At 64.5% G+C, this 12,430-nt stretch carries 12 protein-coding genes; 1 reads left to right on the top strand and 11 read right to left on the bottom strand.

The genetic code is table 11. The annotated features are described in order from the left end of the window. Window positions 1-77 precede the first annotated feature (77 nt). The 3 genes from AB4099_RS14985 to AB4099_RS14975 form a co-directional block, all read right to left on the bottom strand. A complete protein-coding gene (locus AB4099_RS14985) occupies window positions 78-941 on the bottom strand; it encodes a C40 family peptidase (RefSeq protein ID WP_441478639.1) in 864 nt (287 codons plus the stop codon). A 46-nt stretch (window positions 942-987) separates the two neighbouring features. After that, the gene (locus tag AB4099_RS14980; RefSeq protein WP_069878324.1) at window positions 988-1,341 is read right to left on the bottom strand and encodes a MarR family transcriptional regulator; all 354 of its coding nucleotides are present in this window, start codon (window positions 1,339-1,341) and stop codon (window positions 988-990) included. Window positions 1,342-1,468: 127 nt separating this feature from the next. Beyond that, window positions 1,469-2,860 carry a leucyl aminopeptidase family protein gene (locus tag AB4099_RS14975; RefSeq protein ID WP_441478638.1) on the bottom strand — a complete coding sequence of 464 codons (1,392 nt, stop codon included), beginning with the start codon at window positions 2,858-2,860 and terminating at the stop codon, window positions 1,469-1,471. Between the two features lie 174 nt (window positions 2,861-3,034). On the opposite strand from AB4099_RS14975, the gene AB4099_RS14970 reads away from it, so the two are divergent. Further along, the gene (locus tag AB4099_RS14970) at window positions 3,035-3,850 is read left to right on the top strand and encodes a tetratricopeptide repeat protein (RefSeq protein WP_441478637.1); all 816 of its coding nucleotides are present in this window, start codon (window positions 3,035-3,037) and stop codon (window positions 3,848-3,850) included. 136 nt (window positions 3,851-3,986) lie between these two features. On the opposite strand, the gene AB4099_RS14965 is transcribed toward AB4099_RS14970, so the two are convergent. The 8 genes from AB4099_RS14965 to AB4099_RS14930 form a co-directional block, all read right to left on the bottom strand. Beyond that, entirely contained in the window at window positions 3,987-4,964 is a 978-nt protein-coding gene (locus AB4099_RS14965) for a type II secretion system F family protein (RefSeq protein WP_069878330.1), read from the bottom strand. Between the two features lie 10 nt (window positions 4,965-4,974). Next, window positions 4,975-5,952, bottom strand: a complete 978-nt coding sequence (locus tag AB4099_RS14960; RefSeq protein ID WP_441478636.1) for a type II secretion system F family protein — start codon at window positions 5,950-5,952, stop codon at window positions 4,975-4,977. A 25-nt stretch (window positions 5,953-5,977) separates the two neighbouring features. Beyond that, entirely contained in the window at window positions 5,978-7,435 is a 1,458-nt protein-coding gene (locus tag AB4099_RS14955) for a CpaF family protein (RefSeq protein WP_441478635.1), read from the bottom strand. A 78-nt stretch (window positions 7,436-7,513) separates the two neighbouring features. Further along, on the bottom strand, window positions 7,514-8,779 hold the full coding sequence (locus tag AB4099_RS14950; protein WP_441478634.1) for an AAA family ATPase: 1,266 nt from the start codon (window positions 8,777-8,779) through the stop codon (window positions 7,514-7,516). Next, window positions 8,779-9,489, bottom strand: a complete 711-nt coding sequence (locus AB4099_RS14945; RefSeq protein WP_441478633.1) for a CpaD family pilus assembly protein — start codon at window positions 9,487-9,489, stop codon at window positions 8,779-8,781. The genes AB4099_RS14950 and AB4099_RS14945 overlap by 1 nt, the downstream gene beginning before the upstream one ends. A 61-nt stretch (window positions 9,490-9,550) precedes the next feature. Further along, a complete protein-coding gene (locus tag AB4099_RS14940; RefSeq protein ID WP_441478632.1) occupies window positions 9,551-11,017 on the bottom strand; it encodes a type II and III secretion system protein family protein in 1,467 nt (488 codons plus the stop codon). Continuing rightward, window positions 11,014-11,799: a Flp pilus assembly protein CpaB gene (gene cpaB / locus AB4099_RS14935; protein ID WP_069878340.1), complete on the bottom strand. Its 786-nt coding sequence runs from the start codon at window positions 11,797-11,799 to the stop codon at window positions 11,014-11,016. The genes AB4099_RS14940 and cpaB overlap by 4 nt, the downstream gene beginning before the upstream one ends. Window positions 11,800-11,898: 99 nt before the next feature. Then, window positions 11,899-12,411, bottom strand: coding sequence for an A24 family peptidase (locus AB4099_RS14930; RefSeq protein ID WP_441478631.1), 513 nt, complete (start codon window positions 12,409-12,411; stop codon window positions 11,899-11,901). Window positions 12,412-12,430 lie beyond the last annotated feature (19 nt).

Raw genomic sequence — 12,430 nt, 5'->3', positions numbered from 1 at the left:
GATTGCGATTTTCTGGAAAACCGATGCGAACACAAAGACTTAGATCACCGGACCGGATACGATTCCGGTCCGATGATCTAAGCGCCAGCAATCCGCCGGATGCTGGTGATGGCGCCGAAGCTCTTGACCAGGATCCGGTCGCGAGCGGTCCGCAACGGCTCGCGATAGACCGTCATCGTATAGCCATTGGCATGCAGCAGCGTCTCGGCATCGGTCATGATGCCGACATGCCCCTTCCAGAAAACGAGGTCGCCGCGCTTCAAGCCGGCGAGGCTCTCATCGAAGGCGATTGGCTGGCCTATCGCTGCCTCCAGCATGTCGGAATCACGCGGCGAAGCGATCCTGGCCGCGGCCAGAGCCAGTTGGGTGAGGCCGGAGCAGTCGAGGCCGAGACTGGTCTTGCCGCCCCAGAGATAGGGGACATGCTCGAAACGCTCGGCTACGGCGACGAAATCGGTCTCGCCCTCGCTGAGTTCCGCAAGATGCGTGCGCCAGACATGGCCACCATCGGCGAGTACGAGAAAATTGCCGCTCTCGCCGGCAACGGCCAAGCCGGCGCCCAGCGATAGCGCGGCAAGCGGCGGCAGTTTGATCGAGGCTCCGGGATAGACGAAGGTCCGCAGAGCGCAAATGCGATGCGTCGGCGCAGGCACATCGGCGCGCAGCGCATCGTCCGGCAGATAGCCAACATAGCCGTCGGCGCCGAGCTGGCCCCAGGCCCAGCCCTCATGCTGCTCGTAAACCTGCACGACCTCGCCCGCGAGTGCCTCGGTATCGAGAGGGGCGTCGGGGCGCGGTTCGCGCCGAACCGGTGCGGAGGGGGCAACGACGCGCATGGTGACGGGATCGGCGAAGGCCCGCGCCTCGACCTGGCCCATCAGGTGCCGGGCGGCGAGGTCGGAACGGGCCGGGGTCAGGCGGCGGTCGAGAATCGTGTTCATGCAGGCATCATAGCCGGAGCCTGTCATTGCGCGAAGACGCCTTTGCTCAACCCGGCCCGAGATCACGCGCCCGTTGCACCACCAGATCGGCAAGCCGTTCGACGGCAAGGGCCCCGGCCACGGTCCGCTGGATTACGACATTGCGCCGATCGAACTCGTCGCGCCTGCGCGTGACGAGGCCGAGCTTGCCCATCGTGTCGAGTGCGCGGGTAATCACGGGCTTGGTGACGCCGAGCTGCTGGGCAAGCCCGCGCACGGTATGCGGCGGCAACTCGAGATAGATCGTCAGCAGGATCGCGGTCTGGCGGGCCGAAAGGTCCGCCTGCCCGTCATGCACCAGATCGAGATGCACCTGCCGCCAGAGCCTGAGCGCCTGCGAAGGCCTAATCTCCAACGCCATGACTGATACGAACCCCGATCGTTACGGGTCCGTATCATTATCGCGCCAAGCTGCGGCTGCAATCGCTCTCGTCGAACAGACTTAACCGCCGACTATCAATGGCATGCCGCGCGGAGATCGCCGGGCTTCATCCCTGGAGCGTCGGATAGAGCTGCTTGACCAATGCATAGGTCAAGCGCGCGGCCTGGCATTCGCCGCCCTCGGGACGACCAGGCTTCGACGACGGGTTCCAGGCATAGATATCGAAATGCGCGTAGGACTGTGTCTTCTCGACGAAGCGATTGAGGAAGAGCGCAGCTGTGACGGAGCCGGCAAACGAGCCTCCGGAGACGTGGTTGACGTCGGCGATCTTGGAGTCGAGCAGCCCGTCATAGGGCGGCCAGAGCGGCATGCGCCACACCGGGTCGTTTACCGCCTGCCCCAGCCGAGAAATCTCGACCGCGAGCCCTTCGTCATGGGTGTAGAAGGGTGGCAGGTCGGGACCGAGCGCGACACGGGCGGCGCCGGTCAACGTCGCATAGTCGATCAGCAGTTCCGGGGCTTCCTCGTCCGCCAGCGCCAGCGCGTCGGCCAGAATGAGCCGGCCCTCGGCGTCGGTGTTGCCGATTTCAACCGTCAGCCCCTTTCGGCTGCGGAGCACATCGCCCGGGCGGAAGGATGCCCCGGAAACGGCATTCTCTACGGCGGGCACAAGGAGGCGCAGCCGTACCGGAAGCTTCGCCTGCATGATCATGCGCGCAGCGGCAGCCGCAGCCGCAGCTCCACCCATGTCCTTCTTCATCAGCAACATGCCGGCATCTGTCTTGAGGTTGAGCCCGCCCGTATCGAAAGCCACGCCCTTGCCGACGAGTGTCACCTTCGGATCGGCCGGATTGCCCCAGGTGAGGTCGATCAGGCGCGGAGCGCGCGGCGACGCCCGGCCCACGGCGTGGATCATCGGGAAGTTGTGCTCGAGCAGATCGTCCCCGACCTGGCTGGTGACGCTCGCACCAAAATCCTGCCCGAGCTGACGGATCGCAGCCTCGATCTCAGCGGGTCCCATGTCGCTTGCCGGCGTGTTGACGAGATCGCGTGCGAAGGCGACCGCCTCAGCGAGCGCGCTCAGCTCCACGCCATCCACGCCCTCGGGTAATAGCAGCCGGGCGCGGACCGGCTGCGGCTTGCGATAACGCTCGAACCGATAGGACTGGAGCAGCCAGCCGAGCGCCGCAAGGCCGAAATCATCGATCTCGCCCTCCAGACGATAATCGCCCTCCGGCAGTACCGCGGCGAGCCGGCCGGGAGCAAATGGATCGCGTCGACGCGCCGATGCCCCCTCGACACCAAGGAGCACCGCGCTGACAGCGCCCAGCCCATCCGGCAGCACGACATGCTGCCCGGGACGCGCGGCGAAGCCATGGGCCTTCGCAAAGCGCGCGGCCTCGGGCGCGAGGTGCTCGATAAGTGCCGGCCAGCCCGCCTTCGAGACGAGATGAACCGGGACGGCGGACGGCGCAGAGGCAAGGAGCAGGCTGTGCACGGCTGAAGGAACCTGTTCGAAGAAGTGAGCGGCGAAGCCAGTTAAGGAAGCATTAGGGTTAACGTTTTACCACCAGAACGACCAGTTCTCTCTCGTGGCAAGGCACTCTGGCCCATGTCCCGCTGCTTCTCCGCAGTTTTGTATCCTTCGTCTGCGGCCTCCCGCGGCCGGCTGTTGGCAGCGGTCTGCCTCGCCTCGCTCGCCCTGGCCGGCTGCCAAAGCCGCGGCGGGATCGGCGACATCACCGGCTCCATCGGGCGATCCGCCCCGACCCAGCCACGCGGACCCGCCGAATGGCGCGCCGAGGCCGACCAATGGGGCAAGCGCTACGACGCGAACCAGAAGGACCGGAACTCCGCCTTCTACTATGCCCGCGCCCTGCGGGCGCTCGACCAGAATGCCCAGGCCCTCGCCGTCCTGCAGAACGCGGTGCTCGTGCACAGCGACGATCGCGAGATGCTCGGCGCCTATGGTCGTTCGCTGGCCGATAATGGCCGCTACAAGGAGGCGGACGAGGTGCTCTCGCGTGCCCATTCGCCGGAACGACCTGACTGGCGTGTCCTGTCGGCACAAGGCACCGTCGCCGACCAGCTCGGCGAACATGCCCGCGCCCAGCAGATCTATGAGACCGCCCTCAAGCTCGCTCCCGGCGAGCCCACGGTGATGTCCAATCTCGGCCTGTCGCTCGCGCTGTCGAAGCGCCTGCCCGAGGCCGAGCGCGTGCTGCGCGAGGCGTCGAACTCCAACCGGGCCGACGCGCGAATCCGGCAGAATCTCGTGCTGGTGCTCGGCCTGCAGGGCAGGTTTGGCGAAGCGGAAACGCTGGCGCAGCAGGACCAGAGCCCGGCCGAAGCAGCCGCGACCATCGCCTATCTCAAGCGCAGCGTCAGCCAGCCCAATAGCTGGAACATGCTCAAGGGCAGCAGCAAGGCAAAGACCGCGGCATCAGCGCAGCCTGAGCAAGCGGATCGGTCTATCCCACAGGGATAGGCCCGCCGGTCACCTCGGCGGGGCCTCCAACCACGAGCATATGAGCCGTCAGGAGGCTCTGCAGCATCCGCCGCCCCCCTTTGCTCTTGCTCAGGCCCAATATGCGCGTGGCGGCTTACAGGTCGCGCGGACGAAGCTATTTCAGCCTCATCACCTGAATGATCGCCGGCGTCATGATCACGACGAAGAGCACCGGCAGGAAGAACAGGATCATCGGCACCGTCAGCTTCGGCGGCAATGCCGCAGCCTTCTTCTCCGCCGCCATCATGCGCTGGTCGCGACTTTCCTGCGCCAATGTCCGCAGCGCCGTACCGAGCGGCGTGCCGTAGCGCTCGGCCTGAACCAGCGCGGTCGAGACCGACTTCACGCCCTCGAGTCCGGTGCGAGCGGCCAGGTTCTCATAGGCCTGGCGCCTTTCGGCGAGATAGGAGAGCTCGGCCGTGCAGAGCGCGAACTCCTCGGCGAGGGGGACCGACTGACCGCCAATCTCGGTCGAGACCTTGCGGAAACCATGTTCGATCGACATGCCCGCCTCGACACAGATCAGCAGCAGGTCGAGGGCATCGGGAAAGGCCTGCCGCATCGACGCCTGGCGCTTCGAGATCTGGTTCGACAGGAATATCTCCGGCGCCTTGATGCCCAGATAGGCGCCGCCGATCGCCATGCCGAACCGGATCAAGGGCGGCTGACCGAAATCCTTGATGAAGAAGACGTAGAAGAGCGTGAACAGGAAGAGGCCGATCGGCGTCACCAGGCGGAAGAACAGGAAGCCGATCTCGGCCTGTGGCCCGCGATAACCCGCCATGGCGAGTTGCTTCTTCGCAGTTTCAGTCCCGAGCCAGTCGCCCAGCTTGAACTGATCGACAATGCGCCGCATGAACGCCTTGGGTTCCTGGCGCAGCGAGACCTTGTCCTTCTGCCGGTTCAGGCGGTCCCGCTCGCGCGCACGGATCTTGTCGCGCTCGATCGCAACATTCTTCATGCGCTTGTTGAGGTCGTTGCCCTCGACCAATGGCATCGCCAGGGTCAGAACCGTCGCAGCGGCAGCGACGGCAGCAAGCAAAGCGACCAGGAACTGGCTGTCGGCGAGCTTGTCGGCGATGAGGGCAATCATTCCCGCAGCCTCAAATGTCGAAATTGATCATCTTGCGCATCGTCATGATGCCGATCAGCATCCAGACTCCGCTGGCGACGAGCGCGACCTTGCCGATCTGCGTGAGCCAGAGAAGCTCGATATATCTTGGACTGGTCACGTAGACGAGGGTCGCAACCACCGGGGGCAAGGCCCCGATGATCGCTGCCGAAGCCTTCGCTTCCATCGAAACCGCCTGGATCTTGTCGCGCATCTTGCGACGTTCGCGAATGACTTTCGACAGATTGCCGAGGGTCTCCGCGAGATTGCCGCCCGTCTTCTGCTGGATCGCCAGCACGATGCCGAAGAAATTGGCTTCCGCGCAGGGCATGCGCTCGAAGAGCTTGGCGGCAGCCTCAGTCAGCGGAAGCCCCAAGGTCTGGCTCTCGATGATCAGCCGAAACTCAGTCCGGACGGGCTCGACGGCTTCGGCAGCGATGATGCGCAGGCAGTCGTTGAGCGGCAGACCAGACTTGACGCCGCGCACGATGATGTCGAGCGCATTCGGAAATTCGTTGCCGAACTTCTTCAGCCGCTTCGCCCGGGTCCGCGACAGAAGCCAACGCGGCAGGCCGAAGCCGCCAATGAACAGACCGACCAGAACGAGCAGGAGATTGGCTGTTGCCAGGAAGAACAGGAAGCCTACAACCACGCCCGAAACGGCGCTGATAATATAAAACTTGCGGCGGTCCCAGCTCAGCCCGGCCTGAAGCAACAGGAGTTCGAGCGTGACCTTGTTGCGAGCGTTTTCCCTGGTTTCGATGTCCTTCAGGCTCTGGGCGATCTGGCCGCGCTTCTGCCGCGCCTGCACTTCGCGATCGACCGTCCGTACGGCGACCGGGGCTGCGAACTCCTTGCGGCGCTTCTCCACCCGGGTCTGCCCGCTCAGCGCCGGATAGAATAGCGCGTAGACCACGCCGCCCGCCGCAAAGGTCGCCAGCACGACAACCGCGATGACACTCAGGTCCATGGCTCAATTCCGCCCGTAGCCGCGATCACGCGGCGTTTGCTTCGTCGTGGACCGCGAGTTGATCAATCGCCGTGGCAAGCCGCTGCTCCTCACCGAAATAGCGGGCGCGCTCCCAGAAGCGCGGCCGACCGATGCCGGTCGAGCGGTGCCGCCCGATCAGCTTGCCCGCCGCATCCTCGCCGAGCACCTCATAATTCATCAGGTCCTGGGTGATGATGACGTCGCCCTCCATCCCCATCACCTCGGTGATATGGGTGATCCGGCGCGAGCCGTCGCGCATGCGCTGGGCCTGAATGACGACATCGACGGAGGAGCAGATCATCTCCCGCAATGTCTTCGAAGGCAGGCTGAACCCACCCATGGTGATCATGGATTCGATACGGCTCAGGCATTCGCGCGGCGTATTGGCGTGGAGCGTCCCCATCGATCCGTCGTGGCCGGTGTTCATCGCCTGCAGCAGGTCGAACGCTTCCGGGCCACGCACCTCACCGACGATGATCCGCTCGGGCCGCATGCGCAGGCAGTTCTTGACGAGGTCGCGCATGGTGACCGCGCCCGTACCCTCAAGATTGGGCGGGCGAGTCTCGAGGCGTACGACATGGGGTTGCTGGAGCTGCAGTTCGGCAGCGTCCTCGCAGGTGATGACCCGCTCGTCATGCTCGATATAGTTGGTCAGGCAGTTCAGCAGGGTCGTCTTGCCCGAGCCCGTACCGCCGGAAATCACGATATTGCAGCGCACCTTGCCGATGATCTTGAGGATTTCGGCACCGGGCGGCGAGATCGCGCCAAAGCGGACGAGCTGATCCAGCGTCAGCTTGTCCTTCTTGAATTTGCGGATGGTGAGAGCTGGCCCGTCGATCGCCAGCGGCGGCGCGATGACATTGACGCGCGAACCGTCGGCAAGGCGAGCGTCGCAGATCGGCGAGGATTCGTCGACGCGCCGGCCGACCTGGCTGACGATACGCTGGCAGATGTTCATCAGCTGCGCGTTGTCGCGAAAGCGAACATTGGTCAGCTGGATCTTGCCGCCGGTCTCGATGAAGGTGCGCGAGGCGCCATTCACCATGATGTCGGCGATATCGTCCCGCGCCAACAGCGGCTCCAGGGGCCCGTAGCCGAGCACGTCGTTGCAGATGTCGTCGAGCAGCTCCTCCTGCTCGGCGATCGAAAGCACAACGTTCTTGAGCGAAATGATCTCGTTGATGATGTCGCGGATTTCCTCCCGCGCCGATTCACCATCGAGCTTCGCGAGCTGAGAGAGGTCGATCGCCTCGATCAGCGCCCCGAAGATCATGCTCTTCATCTGGTAGTAATCGTCGGACTTCGGTGTTTCGACCGGAGCCATGGGTGCCGCCGGCACTTGACGACGCATATCGGGAAGGGGCGCGGACGGTTCGAGCAGACGCGCGGCCGAGGTGGGGCCGGGAGTCTTCGGACTCAGCGGCTGCGCCGTCGCAGCGTTCGAGGATCGCTTTCCGAACATGTCACCCCCCTTTCACGCCGGGAAACGGCCAGCCGGCCAGTTGGAGCAGGAGGTAGCGGCGAAGAATAGCCCCACAGCTCAGGCCCTGCGACGCTTGAGCTTGGCGACCAACGGCTCCAGCAGGCTGCGCTTTCCGCGCCTGGCCTCGCCGCGCCCGGTCAGGGCGCTTGCAATATGAATGAAGGCCTCGTTGATCTTGCCGCCGGCCTGGACCTCCGCAACCATCTGCCCGTTATTTGCAGCCGTGCCAAAGACCTGCGCGTCGAAGGGAATCGCGACGAGCACCTCGACACCCAAGGCCTTGGCAAATTCCCCTGCGTCGATCTCGGGCCGCTTCGGCAAGCCAACCTGATTGAGCACCAGACGTGGCGGCGAATCATTCGGACGGCTGGCCCGAGCCAGATCGATCAGGTTCTTGGCGTTCCGCAGCGAGGCGAGTTCTGGGCCGGCAACAATCACGACCTCGTCTGCACCGATCAGAGAGCGCCTGACCCAGCCGCTCCAGAGATGCGGCACATCGAGAACCACGCAAGGAACGCTGGCGCGCAACAGATCGAAGAGCTGCTCGAACGCGTCCTCCTGCAGGTCGAGCGTCCGATCCAGCATCGCCGGCGCCGCCAGCAAGGCGAGATTGTCGCTGCAGCGCGAGAGCAGGCGATCAAGCATGTTGGCATCAAGCCGCTCAGGCGCAAACACCGCCTCCGCGATGCCCTGCGGCGGATCCTGATTGAAGTCGAGCCCCGCCGTCCCGAAAGCGATGTCGAGATCGACGATCACGGTCGATAAATCGAGATTGCGCGCCATCGCCCAGGCGACGTTATGGGCCACTGTCGAAGCGCCGACCCCGCCCTTGGCGCCCATCACCGCGACGATGCGCCCGAGATTGCGAGCGCCCGGGGCGACATAGAGCTCGGACAGGGTGCGCAGGATGTCGAGCGCCTCGAGCGGAGCGATCAGGTAGTCGCTGACGCCGCGGCGGATCAGATCACGGTAGAGCTGGACGTCATTGACATGCCCGATGACGACGACCTTCGTGCCGGCATCACAGCTCTGGGCCAGGGCATCGAGATGGCCGACGAGCGTGGCTCCGTCGGACACCGTTTCCAGCACGATGACATTGGGCGTGGGCGCGGTGCGGAACGCCTCGACCGCGGCCGCGGGTCCCCCCATCTGGACGCGCGAATGCGTCTTCTCCATACGCCGGTCAGTGGTCGCCGTCTGCATGGCAGCAGCAATGGCAGGCGTTTCGCAAAACGCCTGCAGCGTGATGCGCGGCAGCGGCGCGATGACCTCGTCGCCGGCACTGCTCGCTGCCTGGGCTTCGAAATTCTGCGCCGGATCCATCAGTGGCCTCCGACCGACTGGTTGATCTGCGGCGTTTCCTGCCGGTACTGGGTCGAGGGGTCCTTGCCCTCACGCAGCTTGCCGATCGCGTTCATGCGCTTGACGATATCGGCGCGGCCCTCGGTCCGGCCGCGGACGAGGTCGATCGGATCGGCGACCTGCGCGGCCAATGTCGCCTGGCTGGAACAGCCGAAATTCCAGAGCGGTTCGTTGGCCATGTCCAGTTTCCAGTCGGAGACGCCCGCGTCCTGCGTCCATTGTCCGCAGGAATGCGGCAGGCCCGCCTGCAGCGAGGCGAATGTCAGGCGAATAGGCGAGGCGAGATTCGGGTCCGCGATCGGATAGGTCCTGACCGAGAGCGATCCGGGCGGCACCCCGCCCTGCGCCAGGGCTCTGCGGATCGCTTCGAGCGTGCCATGGGTTGCCATCTCCCGGCCGGCACCGGTTGGCACCTGTGCTACGAGCCCGCCACGTCCACTGCGCCGGTAGTCCGCGGCGAAACTGGCGACATCCTCGGCCTGGCGACGATCGAGACCCGCACCGGCCCGCACGATGAAGACATCTAGCGAACGTGGCGCGTCACGCAGCACAATCGGGTGCCGCTCGCGCAGATCGCTGGCGCTGATCGACCCCGTCGTGTCGGTCTTCGACGCGCAGGCTCCAAGAGCAACGCCGGCGGCCAGAACGGCGGCCAGAGGCCAATGGCTCATCCGCAGCTGTCCTCGATCTGTCATGGCCCGAGCCACCCCTTGCGCGTTCATGAGAGCTCCCTTAGTCGGCAATGAAGCCGACCCGGCCCCTGTAGGCCTGAGGCAATGGCCCGCTATTGGTGCCATAGATCTTGTTCAGGCGGCCGAGCAGCACGGCCTGCGCATCATGGGCATCGACGAAGCCGTCATCCGGGCGTTGGATCTGGTTCGGCTCCATCGGCTTGGCGATGTAGGGCGTCACCGTGATCATCAGTTCGGTCTCCTCGCGCTGATAGTCGCGCGAGCGGAAGAGCACGCCGATCACCGGCAGGTTCATCAGCCCCGGGAAGCCGTTGATCGACTGTTTCGAGACGCGCTGGATCAGCCCGGCCGTCGCCAGGGTCCCGCCCGATGGCAGTTCGACCGTGGTGTCGGACTTGCGCACGCGGAAGGCGGGGGCATTTACCGATTCCCGGGTATTGGTGCCCCGCGATACATTGCTCGTATTGCTGAGCCGGAGCTGGTTCTCGAAATCGAGTTCCGTGACTTCGGTGGCAATGCGCATGCTGATCTTGTTGTCGGACAGGACAATCGGGGTAAAGTTCAAGGAAACGCCGACCGGCTTATAGACGATGCCGAGCGTGCAGATGCCCGACGAGTCGCAGGAATAGCCGTTGGGCACAGGGACATCGCCGCCGGCCGTGAACTTGGCGCTCTCCCCCGAGATCGCAGTGACCATCGGTTCCGCCAGAACGCGGGCGAGGCCTGCGCGCTCCAGCGCACGCAAGGTGAAATTGGTCGAGTTCCCGATCCCGGCTCCGATCGCCGTCGCAGCCAGGGACTGCGGTTGCAACGGAAGCGGGTTCTCGATCGACGGCGTGATCGAGAAATTGCCGAGCTTCCACTCGCCGGACGAGTTGATGCCGAGCTGCTTGATCGCCTTGCGCGAAACCTCGGAGATCACGACCTTGACCATCACCTGGTCGCGATCGCGGATCGTCAACGAGTTGATCACGGCGCCCTTGGACGAGGAGAAGATGCCGGAGGCGGTCCCGACGAAGGCATTCGCGATGTCGACCGCCTGGGTCGCTTCCGATGCATTGGCGACATTGCCGAGCAGGAGGATGGAATTGCCTGCTGGCTTGACCTCGATCTGGGCTCTGGGCATCGCCGCACGCAGCGTCTGGCGCAGCACGTTGAGATCCCGCCCGACTTCGATCTCGAGCGCGGAAATCTGACGGCCTTCGGAGTCGATCACGAACATCGAGGTCGAACCATCGGCGATGCCGATGATGAAGAGCTTGCGCGCCGAGCGGACGACCGCGTTGGCCACTTTGGGGTTGGCGACGAAGACTTCCTTGGCGTCGCGCGGCAATTCCACGATCAGTGAACGACCGATCGAGAGCGTGAGCTTGCGGGCAATGGCATGCTCGCTGGAGCCGACATTCAGAACCGGGGCAGGCCCCGTCGACTGAGCTATGGCCGGCAGGCCGAGCAGGAGTGCCAGAACCGGCGCCGCGACGGAACGAAGAATGCGCCTTGGGATCATGGCTTCACGCTTTTGCTGGTGACGCCGTAGCGCACGAGGGTCAGGCCGCCTTCGGTGTCGGGGCGCCCGGCATCGCCGGCATCCTTGAGGCTGCGCAAGGCGAGCGAAAGCGTGCCGTTGCGTTGCGCCTGAGCGACGATCTCAACTTGACGGGGCTCGAGTTCGAGCGTCGCCGTCTCGCCGATGACGACCTTCTCGCCATTGCGTTCCTGAATATTCTGACCGATCGCCAGCACCCGGACATTGGTCAGGATCGTTTCGCTGATGAAGCTCTCGCCGCCGCTATTCGCGTTGCCGCCGCCTCCCTCCTGGTGAGTCCGGATGACATCCACACGGTCGTTCGGCAGGATGAAGCCACCGGCCGTATTGGCGCCGCGGCTATCGGTAGCGATCGCTGTTGCCCTCTTGCCGGCCGGCAGAACCGCCGAGAGGAATCCGGTACCGTCCGTCTTGATCAGCTTCTCGCGACGGATCGGTTCTCCACCAGACACTGCGAAACGCGCCAGCTGCCCGGCCAATTCGGTTTCGGCCTCAGGCGCCTCGCTCTTGCGGATGACCCCGGCCGGAACACTGTCAGCCGGCCAGTCGATCCAGCGCATGTCGCTGGCAGCGAGCGTATTGCCGACCGGAATATCGGCAGCTGCGACCAGGACCGGAACCGTCGGCGCCGGCTCATAGCGTGTCACCGGTGCCGGTGTCGCCTTGGGACGTTGGATCAGCAATGCTGCGCCAAGCCCCGCAACAAGCGCGACAACCAGGATGATGATACGGGCTGGACTCATGAACGCCGATCCTCGGCCAAGCTGCGTTGGCTCTCGAAGAGGATCGTGACCCGGGATTCGTCAAATTATGGTTAACCCGGCGTAACTTTCACCAACCGCCTAGAGACCGATGGCAGCGCGCCAGATCGCCGTGTCCGGCAGGACGAAGAGAGCCGAGCAGGCAAGGGCGATCCCATAGGGCACCCCCTGGTTCGCGGCATGAAGCCGGCGCAGCCAAAGCCAGTTCTGCCCCAGTGCCGGCAAGGGGGCAGTGCGCAGCTTCATCACGATCAGGGTCAGTACCGCGCCGAACATCGCAGCCACAACCAGATAGGGCATTAGGTGCCCAAAGCCGAACCAGAGCGTCGTGGCGGCAGCCAGCTTGGCGTCCCCGCCGCCGATCCAGCCCGCGGCGAACAGGCCGAAACAAACAGCAAGGACCAGGCCACCAGCAGCGAAATGCCAGGCGATTTGAACCCAGGGCAGGCCGATGATGAGAGCGCTGGGCACGAAAAGCACGACGAGACCGAGGCAGAGCCTGTTCGAGATCGTCATCGAAAACAGATCGCTCGCCGCAGCATAGGTCATCGCTGCGGGAAAGAGGACAAGGAGGAACAGCAGTGGAAGCGACATCGAAAAGGCTCCGGGCAAT

The sequence above is a fragment of the Allobosea sp. 2KB_26 genome, assembly GCF_052115715.1.
GTDB lineage: Bacteria > Pseudomonadota > Alphaproteobacteria > Rhizobiales > Beijerinckiaceae > Allobosea.
This window is presented reverse-complemented; position numbering and strand designations above follow the sequence as displayed.

Bases quoted from the DNA above. Each gene is read 5' to 3' on its own strand.
- AB4099_RS14955 (WP_441478635.1), bottom strand. From the start codon at position 7,435: ATGTTCGGAAAGCGATCCTCGAACGCTGCGACGGCGCAGCCGCTGAGT.
- AB4099_RS14940 (WP_441478632.1), bottom strand. From the start codon at position 11,017: ATGATCCCAAGGCGCATTCTTCGTTCCGTCGCGGCGCCGGTTCTGGCA.
- AB4099_RS14960 (WP_441478636.1), bottom strand. From the start codon at position 5,952: ATGGACCTGAGTGTCATCGCGGTTGTCGTGCTGGCGACCTTTGCGGCG.
- AB4099_RS14930 (WP_441478631.1), bottom strand. From the start codon at position 12,411: ATGTCGCTTCCACTGCTGTTCCTCCTTGTCCTCTTTCCCGCAGCGATG.
- AB4099_RS14965 (WP_069878330.1), bottom strand. From the start codon at position 4,964: ATGATTGCCCTCATCGCCGACAAGCTCGCCGACAGCCAGTTCCTGGTC.
- AB4099_RS14950 (WP_441478634.1), bottom strand. From the start codon at position 8,779: ATGGATCCGGCGCAGAATTTCGAAGCCCAGGCAGCGAGCAGTGCCGGC.
- AB4099_RS14945 (WP_441478633.1), bottom strand. From the start codon at position 9,489: ATGAGCCATTGGCCTCTGGCCGCCGTTCTGGCCGCCGGCGTTGCTCTT.
- AB4099_RS14980 (WP_069878324.1), bottom strand. From the start codon at position 1,341: ATGGCGTTGGAGATTAGGCCTTCGCAGGCGCTCAGGCTCTGGCGGCAG.
- cpaB (WP_069878340.1), bottom strand. From the start codon at position 11,799: ATGAGTCCAGCCCGTATCATCATCCTGGTTGTCGCGCTTGTTGCGGGG.
- AB4099_RS14985 (WP_441478639.1), bottom strand. From the start codon at position 941: ATGAACACGATTCTCGACCGCCGCCTGACCCCGGCCCGTTCCGACCTC.